Below are 17,083 nucleotides of genomic sequence, written 5' to 3'. Positions count from 1 at the left end.
CCCACACCGTTCCCGTCGCCTCCTCGGGCCGGGACCGATCGCCGCGATCGGTCGAGGAGGCCTACAGTGCGCCGGGAAGCGGGCCGCAGGCAGGGCTATGACCTGCGGCTACCACAGGTCACAGCGCTCGGCGTCATCCACTGGTCCGCAGCATCGCAAACATTCCGGAACCGCTCGGGTACCGAAACGCCGTGGGCGGGCGCGTGGATGAGAGGTCAGCCGCCGGGGCGCAGGGCCAGATAGAGCGCCAGCGCCGAGGCGAAGAGGAGGAGCAGCGCGACGGTCGACCAGCGCGGCCTGCCCCGGTGAACCACCGGCTGGTGACCGCCGAGCAGGCTCGGCGCGACGACCGGGTCGATGTGCCGGTGCGGCAGCGGCGGCAGCGGAGCGTCGGCGCCGCCCGAGCTCGTGCCGCCCGACGAGTCGCTGTCGGAGCCTTCACCGTTCGCCATGGCTCGACAGTATCGCGCGCCACCCCGGTTCGTCGCGCGTTCCTTTTCCGCTCACTGTTCGGCGAGCGCGGCCAGCACCCCCTCGCCGTAGCGGGCCAGTTTGTTCTCGCCGACGCCGCCGACGGTACCGAGTTCGGCGAGCGAACCCGGTTTGCGCGCAACGATTTCGCGCAGTGTCGCGTCGTGGAAGACCACGTAGGCGGGCACGCCCTGCTCCTTGGCGGTGGCCGCGCGCCAGGCCCGCAGCCGCTCGAACAGCGGCAGATCGGTCGCGGGCAGATCGACGGCCGCCTTGGCCGATTTCGCGCTGCGCGCGGGCCGGGCGGCGCGTTCGGGCTCGCGGCGCATCGGCACCTTCTTACCCTCGAACAGCACCTCGTTGCTGGCGTCGGTCAGGGTGAGCACGCCGTACTCCCCCCGCACCGCGAGCAGTCCGCCGGCGAGCAACTGCCGCGTCACGCCCCGCCATTCGGTGTCGCGCAGGTCGGTGCCGATCCCGAACACCGACAGCTCGTTGTGCCGGTGCTGGGTGATCTTCGGATTCGTCTTGCCCAGCAGGATGTCGATCAGGTGGCCCGCGCCGAAGGCCTGTCCGCGTTCCCGCTCGAGCCGCAGCACCGTGGAGAGCAGCTTCTGTGCCGGGACCGTGCCGTCCCAGGTCTCCGGCGGGTTCAGGCACACATCGCAGTTGCCGCAGGGTTGGCCGGGCTGCCCGAAATAGTTCAGCAGCCGCACGCGACGGCAGCCCACCGTCTCGCACAGCGCGAGCATGGCGTCCAGATGCAGTTGCAGCTGTCTGCGGTGCGCGGCGTCGCCTTCGCTCGAGTCGATCATCTTGCGCTGCTGAACGACATCGGCGAGGCCGTAGACCATCCACGCGGTCGACGGCTGGCCGTCGCGGCCGGCGCGACCGGTTTCCTGGTAGTAGCCCTCCACCGACTTGGGCAGGTCCAGATGGGCGACGAACCGCACGTCGGGCTTGTCGATGCCCATGCCGAAGGCGATGGTGGCCACCACGATCAGGCCGTCCTCCCGCAGGAACCTGGCCTGGTTCTCGGCGCGGGTCCGGTTGTCCAGGCCCGCGTGATAGGGCACCGCGCGCACGCCGTTCTCGTTGAGCATCGCGGCGGTCTTCTCCACCGAATTGCGCGACAGGCAGTAGACGATGCCCGCGTCGCCGGCGTGCTCGGCGCGGATGAAGTCGAGCAGCTGCCGGTCGGCGCGGTTCTTCGACTCGATCCGGTACTGGATGTTGGGGCGGTCGAAGCTGGAGACGAACTGCTTCGCCGCACCCAGGTCGAGCCGCTCGACGATCTCGGCGCGGGTCTTCTCGGTGGCGGTCGCGGTGAGCGCGATGCGCGGGACATCGGGCCAGCGCTCGTGCAGCAGCGACAGTGCGAGATAGTCGGGCCGGAAGTCGTGGCCCCACTGCGACACGCAGTGCGCCTCGTCGATCGCGAACAGCGCCACCGTGCCGCGGTCGAGTAGCCGCAGCGTGGACTCCAGGCGCAAGCGTTCGGGCGCGAGATAGAGCAGGTCGAGATCACCGGCGACGAACTGCGCCTCCACCGTGCGCCGCTGATCCGGGGACTGGGTGGAGTTGAGGAACCCGGCCCGCACGCCGAGCGCGCTGAGCGCGTCGACCTGGTCCTGCATGAGCGCGATCAGCGGGGAGACGACCACGCCGACGCCGGGCCGCACCAGCGACGGCACCTGGTAGCACAGCGATTTACCGCCACCGGTCGGCATCAGGACCAGCGCGTCACCGCCGCCGACGACCTGCTCGACGATGGCGGCCTGGTCGCCGCGGAAGGCGTCGTAGCCGAAGACCCGGCGCAGGACCTCCTCGGCGGTCTCCGGGCGAGCGGGGGCCGCCGCGCGGCCGGGCGTGGCCGGAGCGAGGTCGTCGAAGTGGAAGCCGCCGGTGTCGTCGAAATCGTGCTCGGAGACATAGCCACCGTCGGACGGGTACGCGTCGTCGGGCGGGAAGTCTTCGGGCGGGAAGTCGTCGACATCGGGGGCCGTGGCGCCGGAATTGCTCACCGGGCCATCCTACGAGCGTGGACCGGGACCGCAGCCCGTCCGCCGGGCCCGACGACGTGGTTCACCGGCCCCCGCTCACATGTGGATAACCCCGATCAGCCGCGCAAACGGGCGAGGACCTCGTCCTGGAGCAGGCCGTTGCTGGCCACCGCGTCACCGCCGTGCGGACCGGATCGGCCGTCCAGGGAGGTGAACGCGCCACCTGCCTCACGGACCAGGATGTCGAGCGCGGCCAGGTCCCACAGCGACACCTCCGGCTCGGCGGCGATGTCGACCGCACCCTCGGCGACCAGGCAGTAGTTGAAGAAATCGCCGTAGCCGCGAACCCGCCATACCGCGTCGGTGAGATCGATGAATCGCTCCCGCAGCCCGCGCTCGTGCCAGCCCGACAGGCTGGAGAAGGCCAGACTGGCCGAGTCGAGAGCGCCCACCGCCGACACGGTGATCGGCTTCGGCGCGCCGGGGTGCACCTGCGCCCACGCGCCCGAGCCCGCGGCCGCCCACCAGCGCCTGCCCAGCGCGGGCGCGCTGACCACGCCGACCACCGGCACACCGTCGACGAGCAGCGCGATCAGGCTGGCCCAGACCGGCACGCCACGGACGAAGTTCTTGGTGCCGTCGATCGGGTCGACCACCCACTGCCTGCCGGTGAACTCCGCGTCGCCGCCGAATTCCTCGCCGAGCACGGCGTCGTCGGGGCGTTCGGCGGCGAGCACGCGCCGGATGACCTGCTCGACCGCCAGGTCGGCATCCGAGACCGGCGTCAGGTCCGGCTTCGAGTCGACCTTCAGATCGACGGCGCCGAAACGCACCCGCGAGATCGCGTCGGCCTCGTCGGCCAGTCGGAGGGCAAGGTCCAGGTCAGCGGAGTAGGCAGCCACACAGCCAGTGTATTTGGGTGCGCGGCGGCTCCCGACGCCGCGGCCCGCGGACGTGCCGCTCGGCCGGAAGCACGCGTGCTCACGGTGGCCGCCGGGTGCGCGGCGCGGCCTCACCGCCGGGCCGAGCACACGCTCAGGCCGCGACCTGCGCCGCCCGCGCCGCGACCAGAGCGCTCGCCCACCAGTGCACCTGGTCGAGCAGCGCCTGCGCCGCGGCCTCGAACTCCTGCGGCTCCCGCAGCCGCCCGTCCTCGTCGAAGAGCAGGTAGTAGCGCGGGAAGGAGACGTAGTTGCGCACGGTGTGGGCGTTGAGCTCGTTGAACACCTGGCGCAGGTGCTCGATCGCCAGCAGTCCGCCGGAGCCACCGCTGTAGCCGACGAAGCCGATCGTCTTGGCGTCCCACTGGGTGTAGTGCCAGTCGATGGCCGACTTCAGCGCGGCCGGGTAGCTGCGGTTGTAGTCGGGCGTGACGACGACATAGGCGTCGGCGGCGGCCAGCCGTTCGGTGAACTCGGCCATTCCCGCCGGACGCGGCATGTCGGGGTCCACCGCGGGCGGCACCGGCGGCAGCGCGGCGGGCAACTCGGCCTCGGCCAGGTCGATGATGTCGACGTCGAAGCGGTCGTCGACCTGCTGGGCGAACCAGCGCGCGACCACCGGCCCGAACCGGCCCTCGCGGACGCTGCCGATGATGATCGCGAGCTTCAGTGGCTGTGTGGACACCGCGTTCTCCTCTGTCGTCTGCCCGGCCCGATCGGCCGGTGTCTCCACCGTCGCCGTTCGCGACGCTGTCAGGGAGACCACGCTGAGAGTGGTAGTGGCACGGCCACTCTCCGGGCCGCGCCGGTGGGTACCGTCGATCGGGTGAGCGACAACGAACTCGGTCTGTTCCTGCGGACCCGCCGCGAGGCCGTCACACCCGCCGAGGTCGGGCTGCCCGCCGGGCCGCGCAGGCGCACGCCGGGGCTGCGCCGCGCGGAGGTCGCGATGCTGGCGGGGGTCAGCGTGGAGTACCTGATCCGGCTCGAGCAGGGTCGCGACCGGCACCCCTCGCCGCCGGTGCTGTCCGCGCTGGCCGAGACGCTGCGGCTGAGCCCGCGCGAACGGGTGCACCTGCACCAACTCACCAAGGGCATGTCCGGTTTCAGCTGCGGCGCCGCCGAGAACGGCCCGAACCGCACGGTCCGGCCGACGATCCGCGCGATCCTCGACCAGCTCGAGCCTGCGCCCGCCGCGATCACCAACCGGTTCACCGAAGTGCTGGCCTGCACCGCCGGCTACCGCACGCTGATGGCGCCCAGCGGCCTGTTCGAGCAGGGCGAACCGGCCAATGTCGCGCGGTTCGTCTTCACCCATCCCGGCGCGCGCGAGCTGTATCCGGACTGGGACGAGGCCGCCGACAAGCTCGTCGCCTCGCTCAAGCAGGGCCCGTTCCGCGCCGACCCGATGGTGGCGGCGCTGGTCGACGAGCTGACCGTGACCGCGGGCGCCCCGTTCACCGACCGGCTGGCCGCGCTGCCGGGACTGCCGCCCTCGGGCGGGATCAACCGGATCAGTCATCCCGAGGCGGGCACGCTGCGGCTGGCCTACGAATCGCTGGATCTGTCCATCGACGACGACCAGTCGCTGTATGTCCTGCTGCCCGCCGACGAGGCCAGCGCGACGGCACTGGATCGACTGCTCGGGCGACGTCCCGGCGGCCTGCGCGCCATCGCGAGCTGACCCGCGCGGGTGCGCGTGTTTCACCGTGTCGGAGCCGACCGGTAACCTTGGGAATCGTGCATCCTGACGTTATCGCCGACCTCGCCGAACTCGACACCACGCTCAAGACGGTCGAGTCGGTCCTCGATGTCGAGGAGCTACGCCGTCGTATCGACGAGCTCGAGCACCAGGCGGCCGATCCCGAGCTGTGGAACAACCAGGACCACGCCCAGCAGGTGACCAGCGAGCTGTCGCACGCCCAGAGCGAACTGCGCCGCGTGGAGGAACTGCGTCAGCGCCTCGAAGACCTGCCGGTGCTCTACGAACTGGCCGAGTCCGAGGAAGGCTCCGCGGCCGAGGAAGCCACCGCCGACGCCGACAACGAGCGCGCCGCGCTGCGGGTCGACATCGAGGCGATGGAGGTGCGCACCCTGCTCTCGGGCGAGTACGACAAGCGCGACGCGCTGGTCAACATCCGTTCCGGCGCCGGTGGCGTCGACGCCGCGGACTGGGCGCAGATGCTGATGCGCATGTACATCCGCTGGGCCGAGCGGCACAAGTACGTCGTCGAGGTCTACGACACCTCCTACGCCGAGGAGGCGGGCATCAAGAGCGCCACCTTCGCGGTGAAGTCGCCCTACGCCTACGGCACCCTCTCGGTGGAGATGGGCACGCACCGGCTCGTCCGGATCAGCCCGTTCGACAACCAGGGCCGTCGCCAGACCTCCTTCGCCGAGGTCGAGGTGCTGCCGGTGGTCGAGACCACCGACCACATCGAGATCCCCGAGGGCGAGGTCCGCGTCGATGTGTACCGCTCCTCGGGCCCGGGTGGGCAGAGCGTCAACACCACCGACTCCGCGGTGCGCCTGACCCACATCCCCACCGGCATCGTGGTGACCTGTCAGAACGAGAAGTCACAGCTGCAGAACAAGATCTCGGCCATGCGCGTGCTGCAGGCCAAGCTGCTCGAGCGCAAGCGCCAGGAGGAGCGCGCGCAGATGGACGCGCTCAAGACCAACGAGGGCGCCTCGTGGGGCAACCAGATGCGTTCGTACGTGCTGCACCCGTACCAGATGGTCAAGGACCTGCGCACCAACTATGAGGTGAACAACCCCTCGGCGGTGCTCGACGGCGACATCGACGGCTTCATCGAATCCGGAATCCGTTGGCGCATGCGGGAACAGGCCGACGCGTAGCCACCTGTTCGCTCGGCCGGTGTGACGCTGTTCGCGTTTGACCGGGCACCGTGACCCCGCTGTAACCTTTCGGGTGTGTGTTCGAGCGAACCGGAACTGTGCCAGCGCAAGCCCCGTCGACTCTCGGCCGGGGCGAGGCGATGAGCGGCGTCCTGGCGATCAACACGGCACCGGAGATCACCGCGTGGCTGCGGTCCAGCGGGCTCGAGATCGTCCTGCTGGTGGTCGGCGCGATGCTGTTCGGCCGGTTCGCGGCGTTCGTGCGCGACCGGGTGACCACCAAGATCGACGCGGGTTTCCACTCGAGCGACGCGCTGGTCCGCACCGAGGCCGCCAAGCACCGGCACGCCCTGGCCCAGGTGATCACCTGGGTGGTGCTGACCATCGTCTACGTGCTGGTCGGCATGGAGGTGCTGCGCAGGCTCGGCTTCGCGGTGACGGGTCTGGTGGCGCCGGCGGCGGTGCTCGGCGCGGCGCTGGGTTTCGGCGCGCAGCGGATCGTCCAGGACATCCTGGCCGGGTTCTTCCTGATCACCGAGCGTCAGTACGGCTTCGGTGACGTAGTGCGGATCGCGGTCACCGGATCGGCCGACGCGGCCGAGGGCACCGTGGAGGACGTGACGTTGCGCATCACCACGCTGCGCAACTCCGACGGCGAGGTCATCACGGTCCCCAACGGGCAGATCGTGAAGGTGACCAACCTGTCCAAGGACTGGGCACGCGCCGCGATCGACGTGCCGGTGTCGGCGCAGGCCGACATCACCAAGATCAACGAAATCCTGCACGAGGTGTGCACCAAGGCCTACCAGGACCGCCGCCTCAAGCCGCTGCTGCTCGACGAACCGTCCGTGATGGGTGTGGAAGATCTCTCGCTCGACGAGATGAACATCCGGATGGTTGCCCGCACATTGCCGGGCAAACAATTCGAGGTGGGGCGCGAGCTGCGCGTGCGCGTCGCGGCCGCCCTGCGTAAGGAAGGAATCAGTGAAACCACGTAAGTCGACGGCGATCCTCATGGCCACCTGGGTGTCCACGTTCGTCGTCTATCTGTTCGTCAAGCCCGCCGACACCACCAGCACCGGACCGGTCTCGCTCCTCAACGCCGTCCCCACCTGGGTCGATCAGACGCCATAGGGTTGCTCGACGCCTCGCCGAGGCCGTCGGGGCCCGGTCACCGGGGAGGTCGCTGGCTACACTGGCTCCCCGTGATCACCATGCGCAACGTCACCAAGTCGTACAAGACCTCGACGCGGCCGGCGCTGGACAACGTCTCCGTCGAGGTGGACAAGGGCGAATTCGTCTTCATCATCGGCCCGTCCGGTTCGGGGAAGTCGACCTTCATGCGACTGCTGCTCAAGGAGGAGTCGCCGACCGCGGGCGAGATACGGGTGGCCGATTTCCGGGTCGACCGGTTGCCGGGGCGCAAGGTACCCAAGTTGCGCCAGCGGATCGGCTGCGTCTTCCAGGATTTCCGGCTGCTCCAGCAGAAGACCGTGGAACAGAACGTGGCCTTCGCGCTCGAGGTGATCGGCAAGCGGCGTCAGTTCATCGAACGCACCGTGCCCGAGGTGCTCGACATGGTCGGGCTCGGCGGCAAGGGCAATCGGCTGCCCTCGGAGCTGTCCGGTGGTGAGCAGCAGCGCGTGGCGATCGCGCGCGCGTTCGTCAACCGGCCGCTGGTGCTGCTCGCCGACGAGCCCACCGGCAACCTCGACCCCGACACCAGCGCCGACATCATGGCGCTGCTGGAACGGATCAACCGCACCGGCACGACCGTGTTGATGGCCACCCACGACAACCACATCGTCGACGCGATGCGCAGGCGGGTGGTGGAGCTCGACCACGGCAGACTCGTGCGTGACGAAGCGACCGGTGTCTACGGGGTGGGGCGATAATGCGACTGAGTTTCCTGTTCACCGAGGTCGCCGACGGTCTGCGCCGCAACCTGACGATGACCATCGCGATGATCCTGACCACCGCGGTCTCGCTGATGATGCTCGGCGGCGGCATGCTGTCGGTGCGGATGGCCGACAAGACCGAGAACTTCTTCATCGGCAGGCTCGAGGTGCGGTTCTATCTCGACGACGCCGTCTCCGACACCGACCCGGACTGCGCCGCCGACCCGTGCAAGTCGCTGCTCGCGGATCTGAAGGGCACCTCCGGCGTGGAGAGCGTGCAGTTCCTCAACCGCGCCGACGCGCTCGAGGAGGCCAAGAAGCTGTTCGCCGATCAGCCCGAGATGGTGCAGTACATCGCCGACTCACCGCTGCCCGCCTCACTGCGGGTGAAGATGACCGACGCCGATCAGTACCAGCACATCTACGACAGCTTCGCGACCAGGCCGGGCGTGCGGATCGTCGCCAACGACAAGGAGTTCGTCGACCGGCTGGTCAGCCTGTTCGACGGCCTGCGCAATGCCGCGTTCGGTCTGGCGCTGGTGATGGCGCTGGCGGCGATGCTGCTGGTGCTGAATATGGTGCAGATCGCCGCGTACACGCGGCGCACGGAAGTCGGCATCATGCGCCTGGTCGGCGCGACCCGCTGGTATACCCAGCTGCCGTTCCTCTTGGAGGCGGTCGCGGCCGCGTTCGTCGGCTCGGTGCTGGCGATCCTCGGGCTGGTCATCGCCCGGCCGCTGGTCATCGACCGCGCGCTGGGCCCGCTGTTCGACAGCAATGTGTTCCCGCGCATCACCGGCGACGACATCGCCGTGGTCGCGCTGACCATCGCCCCGATCGGCATCGTGTTCGCCGCCGTGACGGCCTATCTCACCCTGCGCTTCTACGTCAGGGAGTAGTCCCGACACCGCGCCGGCGGGGACTTGTTATCGCGTCCCCGCCAGCGGCGTCTGTGCGCCGAGTGAGGCGCCGAGTTGCGCGATGAGTTCGGTGCGCTGGCGGTCCAGATCGGCGATGCGCCGGTCCAGCTCGGCGGTGCGCTCGGACATGATCCGCACCGACATCTCGCATGCCTGCACCGGTCCGTCCGGTTCGGCGCACGGCATCAGCTGAGCGATGTCCTCGGTGGTGAGGCCTGCCGCGAGCAGCTCACGGATCTTCGCCACGGCCGCCACCGCCGATTCCGGATAGCTGCGATAGCCGTTCGGGTCGCGGTGCGGATGCAGCAGCGACTGCTCCTCGTAGTAGCGCAGCAGCCGCGTGCTGACCCCGGTCCGGTGCGCGAGCTCGCCGATCAGCATGTGATCGCCCGCACGTTGGCCTTGACCTTCACACCCATGTGAATCCCTAACCTCCGGCGCATGACAACGATTCCCCTGCGGACCACCGTCCACGGCTCCGGCCCCGGTCTCGTGCTCGCCCACGGCGCCGGTGGCGCGATCGCGAGCAACTTCGGCGTCGTCCTCGCCGACCTGGCCGCCGAGCACACGGTGGTCGCCTCCGACTATCCCGACGACGACACCCCGCTCGACCTCGATACCCTCGCCGACGCACTGGTGGCGGCCGCGGTCGAGGCGGGCGTGCCGACCTTCACCGTCATCGGTTTCTCCCTCGGCACCGCCGTCGCCGTGCGCGCGGCCGCCCGGCATCCGCAGCGGGTCACCGGTCTGATCCTCACCGCCGGGTTCGCCGCCCCGGACAACCGCGCCCGGCTGGCCGTGCGGGCCTGGCAGGAGCTGCTCGCGCGCGACGCCTCCGACAGCTTCGCCCGGCTGGTCCTGCTGACCGGGTTCTCGCCGGAGTTCGTCAACGCGCTGCCCGCGGCCGCGGTCGACGAGCTGGTCGCCCAGACCGCCGCCTCGATCCCGGGTGGGACCAGGCAGCAGGCCGCGCTCATCGAGACCGTCGACACCACCGCGGACCTGGCGGGCATCACCGTGCCGACGCTGATCGTGAACACCACCGCCGATCTCCTCGTCGACCCGGCCAATTCCCGCGCCCTGGCGGCCGCGATTCCCGATGCCGAGTACACCGAGATCGACGCGGGTCATGTGGTGATGGCCGAGCAGCCCGACGAATGGCGCAAGGTGCTGCTGGAGTTCCTGACGCGACACGGTCGGTAGTCCGCGGTCAGCCGAGGGCGCGCAGCCGCGGCCACACCTGCGACCACGGCCGCACCGGCTCGCGGCAGACGAACAGCGGTGCGCCCTGCTCGTCGTTGTCGAGGCCGAGTCCGTTGTCGAGCACGCCCGCCGGTTCGACGACCCCGCACAGGCCGTCGAGCCGGTCGCGCTCGATGCCGACGGTGAGCACCGTGGTCGCGGTGTCCGGCGGCGGGCCCCACCACCAGTAGGCGTTGTGGCCCGAATACGGTGTCGGCAGACCGTATTCGGCGCCGTAGCGTTCGATGGCACCCGCTTCGCCGTAGTTCGCGGTGAGCACGGCGGCCCCCGGTGGCCGGGCGGCCGCGATCTGCGCGACATAACCGGGCCAGCCGACGGTCTCCCCGGCGTCGTAGTTCACCGCGAGCACCGGCGAGTCCGGCAGCTGCGCGACCGGGAGCACCGGCAGGAACAGCATCGCCGACAGCACCGCGTTCACCGCGACCACCGAACCCACTGCCACCCAGCGCTTTCGCGAGTCCCCGAGCACCGTGGCGAGCCCGACCGAGCCGGCGGCGAGCAGCACCGGATACATCCCACCGAGGTAGTACGCCTTGCCACCCGCCACCAGGAACAGCACGAACAGCAGGCCGTAGGCGAGCGCGAACGCCTGATACCGCGAGCGCCACAGCCGCCACAGTCCGTATCCCCACAGCGGCACCAGCAGCGGGCCGAACAGCCCGAACTGCAAGAGCACGAACATGATCGGCGAATCCGAGGTCCCCGACGACCCACCCGCGATCGCCCGGCTCAACGCCCACTGCGGCCAGCCGTTGTCGGCCTGCCACCACAGATACGGCGCCGCGAGCACCGCCGAGATCCCGAGCGCGACCGCGAAATACCCGGTGGCGAAGACTCTGCGCCGACCGGTCAGCAGCAGCGCGAAGACGAGCGCGCCGACGGGCACGACGATCAGCACCTTGTTCTGCACCGCGAGCCCGGTCACCGCGCCGACCGCGAGCCACCATCGCGGATCGGCTCCGCGCACCAGCTTCAGCACCAGCAGGCAGATCAGCGACCAGCCCGCCAGGTCGAACACCGTGGTTCCGAACAGATGCCCGGCCGCCTGCATTATGGCCGCGCTCGCCACCGCGGCGGCCGCCAGCGCCCGCGCGCCGCGTCCGCCGCCCAGTTCTTTCGCCATGAGCCCGGCGCAGACCACGACGAAGGTCGCGGCGGCCACCGCTGGCAGCCGCAATACCCACAGCGCATCGGGGTCGATCGTGGCCATGAGCCGGGCGAGCGCGGGTGTCAGTGGGGGCTGATCGGGATATCCCCAGTCCAGCCGGCGGCCCGCCGCCAGGAAGTACATCTCGTCACGGTGGTAGCCGTAGCGCGTCGTGGTGATCAACAGAACAAGGGCGAAAACCGACGCGATCACGGTCACTCGTCCAGACTGACACGAAATCCCCGATTTCGCGGACATCGACGAGCTTCTTACTCCAGAGTAAGATAGTCTTACCGAGGAGTAAGATAGCTGGGGTCCACAGCGCCCCGACAGCCGAGGAAATCAGGTGATGATGAGCACTCGAGACAGCGCGACGAAGCGACGTCCGAACGACACGTCCGCGGTCGGCCTCAGCCAGCCCAAGCGGGACTGGATGGGCGCCGCCATGCGCGCTTTGACGACCATTACCGGGTCGGAGCTCGCCGAGAAGTACAACCTGCGCAAGCCCATCGAACGCGTCACCTACGAGGGCACCAAGACCGGGTTCCGCACCCTGGGCGCGGCGACCCGGACCTTCGCCAAGGTCACCGGCGGCGGCCAGCCCAAGCGGCTGCCCGACAACGAGGCCAAGACGAAGGACTACTTCGACCTCACCCCCTCCGACGAGCAGCAGATGATCGTCGAGACGGTGAAGGACTTCGCCGGTGAGATCCTGCGCCCGGCCGCCTACGAGGCCGACAACGCGGCCAAGGCGCCGCGCGATCTGCTCGAGCGCGCCGCCGAACTCGGCATCACCCTGATCAACGTGCCCGAGGAGCTCGAAGGCGCGGCCAGCGAGCGTGGCGCCGTCACCAACGCCCTGGTGGCCGAGGCCCTCGCGCACGGCGACATGGGTCTGGCGCTGCCGATCCTGGCGCCCAGCGGCGTGGCCGTCGCGCTGTCCCAGTGGGGCACCGACGCCCAGCAGCAGACCTATCTGCCCGCCTTCACCGGCGAGAACGTGCCGCAGGCGTCCGTGGTGATCAACGAGCCGCGCGCGCTGTTCGACCCGTTCGCCCTGCAGACCAAGGCCACCCGCTCCCCCAGCGGCTTCCGCCTCTCCGGCGTGAAGAGCCTGGTCCCGGCCGCCGCCGATGCCGAACTGTTCATCGTGGCCGCCGAGCTCGACGGGCGCCCCGCGCTGTTCATCGTCGAGTCCGACACCGCCGGTCTGTCCGTCGAGGCCGACCCGAGCATGGGTCTGCGCGCCGCGGGCCTGGGTCGCCTGGTGCTCGACAACGTGGCGGTCGGCGCCGACGCCGTGCTCGGCGACGGCGACGCCAAGGCGCGCGCCGAGGAGTACGCCGACGCGGTACAGCTGGCTCGCCTGGGTTGGTCGTCGCTGGCGATCGGCACCGGCCAGGCCGTGCTGGACTACGTGATCCCCTACGTGAACGAGCGCGAAGCGTTCGGTGAGCCGATCTCGCACCGTCAGGCGGTCGCGTTCATGGTCGCCAACATGGCCATCGAGCTCGACGGTCTGCGGCTGGTGACCCTGCGTGGCGCCTCGCGCGCGGAGCAGGGACTGTCGTTCGCCCGCGAGGCGGCGCTGGCGCGCAAGCTGGCCACCGACAAGGGCATGCAGATCGGCCTGGATGGCGTGCAGCTGCTCGGCGGTCACGGCTTCACCAAGGAACACCCGGTCGAGCGGTGGTACCGCGACCTGCGAGCCGTCGGCGTTGCCGAGGGCGTGGTGCTGGTCTAGTCGGTCCGTCTTCGATACCCAGGAGAATTCCATGATCAATCTCGAACTCCCCAAGAAGCTGAAGGCGAGCGCCAACCAGGCCCACCAGGTCGCCTCCCAGATCTTCCGTCCCATCTCCCGCAAGTACGACCTCGCCGAGCACGAGTACCCGGTCGAGCTCGACACCATGGCCGCCATGATCGAGGGCCTGTCGGACTCCGGCACCCAGAAGATCGGTGGCGCCGCCGGCGGTCGCGGTGACGAGGCCGACGCCGACGTGGTCGCCAACGCCAACGGCGGCAACATGTCCGCGCTGCTCAACGCGCTGGAGACGTCGTGGGGCGATGTCGGCCTGATGCTGACCATCCCCTACCAGGGTCTGGGCAACGCCGCGATCGCCGCGGTCGCCACCGACGAACAGCTGGAGCGCTTCGGCAAGGTGTGGGCCGCGATGGCCATCACCGAGCCGTCCTTCGGTTCCGACTCCGCCGCCGTCACCACCACCGCCGTCCTCGACGGTGACGAGTGGGTGCTCAACGGCGAGAAGATCTTCGTCACCTGCGGTCAGCGCGCCACCCACATCGTGGTGTGGGCCTCGGTCGACAAGAGCCTGGGTCGCGCGGCGATCAAGTCCTTCGTCGTCCCGCGCGACGCTCCGGGCCTGTCGGTGGCGCGGCTCGAGCACAAGCTCGGCATCAAGGCCTCCGACACCGCGGTGCTGCTGCTGCAGGACTGCCGCATCCCGGCCGACAACATCCTCGGCTCGCCGGAAGTCAACGTGGAGAAGGGCTTTGCCGGGGTCATGCAGACCTTCGACAACACCCGCCCGCTGGTGGCCGCGATGGCCGTCGGTGTCGCCCGCGCCGCGCTCGAGGAACTGCGCACCATCCTCACCGAGGCCGGTGTCGAGATCTCCTACGACACCCCCGCGATCAATCAGCACGCCGCCGCCGCCGAATTCCTGCGCCTGGAAGCCGATTACGAGTCGGCCTATCTGCTCTCGCTGCGCGCGGCGTGGATGGCCGACAACAAGAAGCCGAACTCGCTCGAGGCTTCCATGTCCAAGGCCAAGGCGGGCCGCACCGGCACCGACGTCACCCTCAAGGCCGTCGAACTGGCGGGCACCCTTGGCTACTCCCAGCGCCTGCTCCTGGAGAAGTGGGGCCGCGACTCGAAGATCCTCGACATCTTCGAAGGCACCCAGCAGATCCAGCAGCTGATCGTGGCTCGCCGCGTGCTCGGAAAGACCAGCGCCGAGCTCAAGTGAGCCGGTAGACGGCGCGAAACCGGTGCGAGCCGCGATGACTCGCACCGGTTTCGCGTTGCGGGAAGTTGTCGGGGCGGCTGACTAAGGTGACACCGTCGCGTGCCGCGGGGCAGGCAGAAGCGAGGGTGGCATGGGCTGGACAGCGAACGGACTGCTCGTCGAAGGGGCGGTCGATCCGACGCGGTTGCCGGGGCACCCCGGCGGTAGCGGCGAGACCGTCGATCTGGCGCAGGCGTTCTCGCGTCCGGTCGACTACGCGGTCGCCGAGGTGGACGGCTGGACGTCGATTCTGGATCCGCACATCCTGGTGACCTTCGACGACGACGTGGTCCTCGCGCTCGCGGAAACTCGCCGCGCACTGGCCTATGTCGCCCACAGCGTGTCGGACGTCTACGGATTCACTTGGTACTCCGGCGGTCAGCCGATTCGGCGAATCATCTACTCCGCCGGCGAGCTCGCCGACGAATCCGGCGAGGTACTGCCCGACGAAGCCCGGCTCGAAGCCGCCATCGACGAGGACTTCACCTTCGACATCATCGCCGGGCTGACCGGACTCGGCTGGGGCAAGATCGCCGACGCCACCTATCGCGTGTGGACGGCCTGAAGACGGATCGACCAACGCCGCGGGGCCGTGTGGATCAGCCGAACCGGACATCAACCCCGAGCAGTCGCCGAACCCTTCAGCCCTGGTTGACCGGACATCTCCGTCTTGGGATGATCTGACGATGACTTCTCTTTGCCGAAAGGCCGATGGCGCGTAAGCCGCCGGGCCGGATGCGGGCCGTACCACTGGCGCATCCGCCGATCTCTCCAATCAGGAACAGACGTGTCGTCGCCGGGGTTTCCGCGCGGACGCAGCACGAAATCGCGCAGTTCGAGGATGCCCGGTGGTGGCCGGGCGCGGTCGACGAAGCGTTGACGAGTTGGGTTGCCAGGGTGCACGGGCCACGGCGGTGGTTGCTCGAGCTCAGTCGCGGGCCAGGGTGTGGTGTACCGGAATGTTGTCCCGCGGTGAACAATTCACGAGAAGTCCTCGAGCAGGCCCTGTGCGCGCTGCCCCGCGCGGCGGCACGGGAACTCCGCGTTCTCGTCCGCCCTCTCGACGAGCGTTTCCTCTCCCGCACGCACCCCGATCCGACCGCCGCGCCGGATAGTCCCTGGTGGCAGCGGCGCTGCTGATCCTGCCCCGTCGAGACCCGATCCGCTCCCCGCTCAGAGGGCTGTCTGGTCGTCGAGGTGCAGGCGGCGGTCGAGGCGGTGGGGGTCGACGTCGAGGAGTTTGCGGTCCCAGTGGGCGAGGTCGGCGGCGGCGGCGTAGGTGGTGTCGAGGAAGTGCAGGAGGGTAGCGTCGGGGTCGTCGGACTTGCGGACGACGTCGTACGGGAGGACGAATTCGCCCAGGGTGGAATCCCATTCGGCGCCGTCGGGGCCCGCGGGCTTGGTGGAGTAGCCGTCGGGCGCCGGGTAGGCGTAGGCGTAGAAGGTGCCCTCGGTGCCGCCCGCCCAGAAGCCGGCGCTGGCGCACTCGCGGGAGTAGGCCTCCTCCATGACCCAGTCGGCGCAGTTGGGCGCGCCGCCGGGGTGCGGCGGCGCGGTGCGGCCGGAGAAGCGGGTGCAGGCCAGGTCCAGGGAACCCCAGAACACGTGCACCGGACTGGTTTTCCCGGCGAAGCCGGCGCGCCAGAGCTGGAAGACCCGCTCGGCCTGGACCAGCTGCTGCCAGAACAGGTGCACGGCGTCGCCGTCGTAGGAGTGATGGGTGGTGTCCTCGGCGAACGGGATCGCGGGGTCGACCTCGTTGGGTGAGGCCTCGATGTCGACGACGATGTCGAGCCGGCCGAGGACATGGCCCAGCTCGGCGTAGAAGTCGGCGACGGTGCGCGGGCGCAGCGCGATCATGGCGCGGCGGCCGTCGCTGGTGCGCAGGACGAGTTCGTGGTCGACGAAGTCGAATTCGATGTCGAGCAGGCGGCCGTCGACGGGGATCGCGCCGGTCGCGAGTCCGCGCGCGGAAACCGCGAAGGTGACGTTCCACCAGTGGTTCACCAGCGGCGTGCCCGCCATCTTCAGCTTGCCGATGATCTGGGTCCACATGTGCAGGGTGTCGCGGGTGTCGCTCCAGGAGTCGACCCGCAGGGTCGGCCACACGGCTTTGGCGGGGGTCAGGGTCATCGTCGGTCCTCGCTCTCTCGGTGCCCGACCGGCGCGGGCGCACCGTTCACTGACAGCCAGGGAGCTGGCTGACTGGTCAACCGTCCGACATGTTCTGCGATGCCCCATCGTACGTCGGCGCAGGTAACGGGCACGGAAAGAGCGAATCACGGACCCGCACAGTTGCCTGAGACTCGGAGTCCCATATAAAGTGAGAGCTGGGCCACCCCGAAGGAGACACCGCCGATGCTGTCCACCACGCTCAAGAACACCGCGACCGATCCCGAGTACCACGAGATCCTGCGCAACCTGTCCGACGGTTCGGTGAACCGGCACTTCGACCCGTATGTCGATATCGACTGGGAGTCGCCGGAGTTCGCCGTCCATTCCGACGATCCGCGCTGGATCATGCCCGACGAGGACCCCCTGGGCCGTCACCC

Annotated in this window: 19 protein-coding genes; 12 read left to right on the top strand and 7 right to left on the bottom strand. The window is 69.4% G+C overall.

Annotated features, from left to right (window positions below):
• Window positions 1–215 precede the first annotated feature (215 nt).
• The 4 genes from ACIO52_RS23015 to ACIO52_RS23000 all read right to left on the bottom strand — a co-directional run bounded on the left by ACIO52_RS23015 (window position 216) and on the right by ACIO52_RS23000 (window position 4,100).
• Window positions 216–452, bottom strand: a complete 237-nt coding sequence (locus tag ACIO52_RS23015) for a hypothetical protein (RefSeq protein ID WP_218717622.1) — start codon at window positions 450–452, stop codon at window positions 216–218.
• 51 nt (window positions 453–503) lie between these two features.
• Window positions 504–2,495 carry a DNA helicase RecQ gene (recQ, locus tag ACIO52_RS23010; RefSeq protein WP_394358744.1) on the bottom strand — a complete coding sequence of 664 codons (1,992 nt, stop codon included), beginning with the start codon at window positions 2,493–2,495 and terminating at the stop codon, window positions 504–506.
• 95 nt (window positions 2,496–2,590) lie between these two features.
• The gene (gene hisN, locus ACIO52_RS23005) at window positions 2,591–3,376 is read right to left on the bottom strand and encodes a histidinol-phosphatase (RefSeq protein ID WP_218717624.1); all 786 of its coding nucleotides are present in this window, start codon (window positions 3,374–3,376) and stop codon (window positions 2,591–2,593) included.
• Between the two features lie 133 nt (window positions 3,377–3,509).
• On the bottom strand, window positions 3,510–4,100 hold the full coding sequence (locus tag ACIO52_RS23000; protein WP_218717625.1) for an NADPH-dependent FMN reductase: 591 nt from the start codon (window positions 4,098–4,100) through the stop codon (window positions 3,510–3,512).
• A gap of 141 nt (window positions 4,101–4,241) precedes the next feature.
• On the opposite strand from ACIO52_RS23000, the gene ACIO52_RS22995 reads away from it, so the two are divergent.
• The 6 genes from ACIO52_RS22995 (at window position 4,242) to ftsX (ending at window position 9,071) form a co-directional block, all read left to right on the top strand.
• The gene (locus ACIO52_RS22995; RefSeq protein ID WP_218717626.1) at window positions 4,242–5,099 is read left to right on the top strand and encodes a helix-turn-helix transcriptional regulator; all 858 of its coding nucleotides are present in this window, start codon (window positions 4,242–4,244) and stop codon (window positions 5,097–5,099) included.
• Window positions 5,100–5,155: 56 nt separating this feature from the next.
• Window positions 5,156–6,274 carry a peptide chain release factor 2 gene (gene prfB, locus ACIO52_RS22990; protein WP_316575808.1) on the top strand — a complete coding sequence of 373 codons (1,119 nt, stop codon included), beginning with the start codon at window positions 5,156–5,158 and terminating at the stop codon, window positions 6,272–6,274.
• Between the two features lie 140 nt (window positions 6,275–6,414).
• Window positions 6,415–7,272, top strand: a complete 858-nt coding sequence (locus ACIO52_RS22985) for a mechanosensitive ion channel family protein (protein ID WP_218717628.1) — start codon at window positions 6,415–6,417, stop codon at window positions 7,270–7,272.
• Window positions 7,259–7,408, top strand: a complete 150-nt coding sequence (locus tag ACIO52_RS22980; RefSeq protein WP_218717629.1) for a hypothetical protein — start codon at window positions 7,259–7,261, stop codon at window positions 7,406–7,408. Before ACIO52_RS22985 ends, ACIO52_RS22980 begins: the two co-directional genes overlap by 14 nt.
• A gap of 71 nt (window positions 7,409–7,479) precedes the next feature.
• The gene (gene ftsE, locus ACIO52_RS22975) at window positions 7,480–8,169 is read left to right on the top strand and encodes a cell division ATP-binding protein FtsE (protein WP_218717630.1); all 690 of its coding nucleotides are present in this window, start codon (window positions 7,480–7,482) and stop codon (window positions 8,167–8,169) included.
• Window positions 8,169–9,071 (top strand): permease-like cell division protein FtsX, encoded by a 903-nt coding sequence (gene ftsX / locus ACIO52_RS22970; RefSeq protein WP_218717631.1) that lies wholly within the window; start codon window positions 8,169–8,171, stop codon window positions 9,069–9,071. The genes ftsE and ftsX overlap by 1 nt, the downstream gene beginning before the upstream one ends.
• Window positions 9,072–9,098: 27 nt before the next feature.
• On the opposite strand, the gene ACIO52_RS22965 is transcribed toward ftsX, so the two are convergent.
• Window positions 9,099–9,473, bottom strand: a complete 375-nt coding sequence (locus ACIO52_RS22965) for a MerR family transcriptional regulator (protein ID WP_402646619.1) — start codon at window positions 9,471–9,473, stop codon at window positions 9,099–9,101.
• 60 nt (window positions 9,474–9,533) lie between these two features.
• On the opposite strand from ACIO52_RS22965, the gene ACIO52_RS22960 reads away from it, so the two are divergent.
• Complete coding sequence (locus ACIO52_RS22960; RefSeq protein WP_402646616.1) at window positions 9,534–10,295, top strand: alpha/beta fold hydrolase; 762 nt, start codon at window positions 9,534–9,536, stop codon at window positions 10,293–10,295.
• Between the two features lie 7 nt (window positions 10,296–10,302).
• On the opposite strand, the gene ACIO52_RS22955 is transcribed toward ACIO52_RS22960, so the two are convergent.
• On the bottom strand, window positions 10,303–11,721 hold the full coding sequence (locus ACIO52_RS22955) for a glycosyltransferase family 39 protein (protein ID WP_402646614.1): 1,419 nt from the start codon (window positions 11,719–11,721) through the stop codon (window positions 10,303–10,305).
• A gap of 130 nt (window positions 11,722–11,851) precedes the next feature.
• On the opposite strand from ACIO52_RS22955, the gene ACIO52_RS22950 reads away from it, so the two are divergent.
• The 4 genes from ACIO52_RS22950 to ACIO52_RS22935 all read left to right on the top strand — a co-directional run bounded on the left by ACIO52_RS22950 (window position 11,852) and on the right by ACIO52_RS22935 (window position 15,671).
• Window positions 11,852–13,246, top strand: a complete 1,395-nt coding sequence (locus ACIO52_RS22950) for an acyl-CoA dehydrogenase family protein (protein ID WP_218717635.1) — start codon at window positions 11,852–11,854, stop codon at window positions 13,244–13,246.
• Between the two features lie 31 nt (window positions 13,247–13,277).
• The gene (locus ACIO52_RS22945; protein ID WP_218717636.1) at window positions 13,278–14,492 is read left to right on the top strand and encodes an acyl-CoA dehydrogenase family protein; all 1,215 of its coding nucleotides are present in this window, start codon (window positions 13,278–13,280) and stop codon (window positions 14,490–14,492) included.
• Window positions 14,493–14,622: 130 nt separating this feature from the next.
• Window positions 14,623–15,096 carry a hypothetical protein gene (locus ACIO52_RS22940; protein ID WP_218717637.1) on the top strand — a complete coding sequence of 158 codons (474 nt, stop codon included), beginning with the start codon at window positions 14,623–14,625 and terminating at the stop codon, window positions 15,094–15,096.
• Between the two features lie 407 nt (window positions 15,097–15,503).
• The gene (locus ACIO52_RS22935; RefSeq protein ID WP_218717638.1) at window positions 15,504–15,671 is read left to right on the top strand and encodes a hypothetical protein; all 168 of its coding nucleotides are present in this window, start codon (window positions 15,504–15,506) and stop codon (window positions 15,669–15,671) included.
• 33 nt (window positions 15,672–15,704) lie between these two features.
• Here ACIO52_RS22935 and ACIO52_RS22930 read toward each other — a convergent pair whose 3' ends face one another.
• Window positions 15,705–16,664: a DUF5996 family protein gene (locus ACIO52_RS22930; RefSeq protein ID WP_316575811.1), complete on the bottom strand. Its 960-nt coding sequence runs from the start codon at window positions 16,662–16,664 to the stop codon at window positions 15,705–15,707.
• 225 nt (window positions 16,665–16,889) lie between these two features.
• On the opposite strand from ACIO52_RS22930, the gene ACIO52_RS22925 reads away from it, so the two are divergent.
• The coding region (locus tag ACIO52_RS22925) for a diiron oxygenase (RefSeq protein WP_402646608.1) at window positions 16,890–17,083 on the top strand (194 nt) is incomplete at its 3' end.

Origin of the sequence: Nocardia sp. NPDC087230 (genome assembly GCF_044744725.1) — a bacterium.
Classification (GTDB): Bacteria; Actinomycetota; Actinomycetes; order Mycobacteriales; family Mycobacteriaceae; genus Nocardia; species Nocardia canadensis.
The sequence above is the reverse complement of the archived record's forward strand: the minus strand, read 5'-3'. Positions and strand labels throughout refer to the sequence as shown.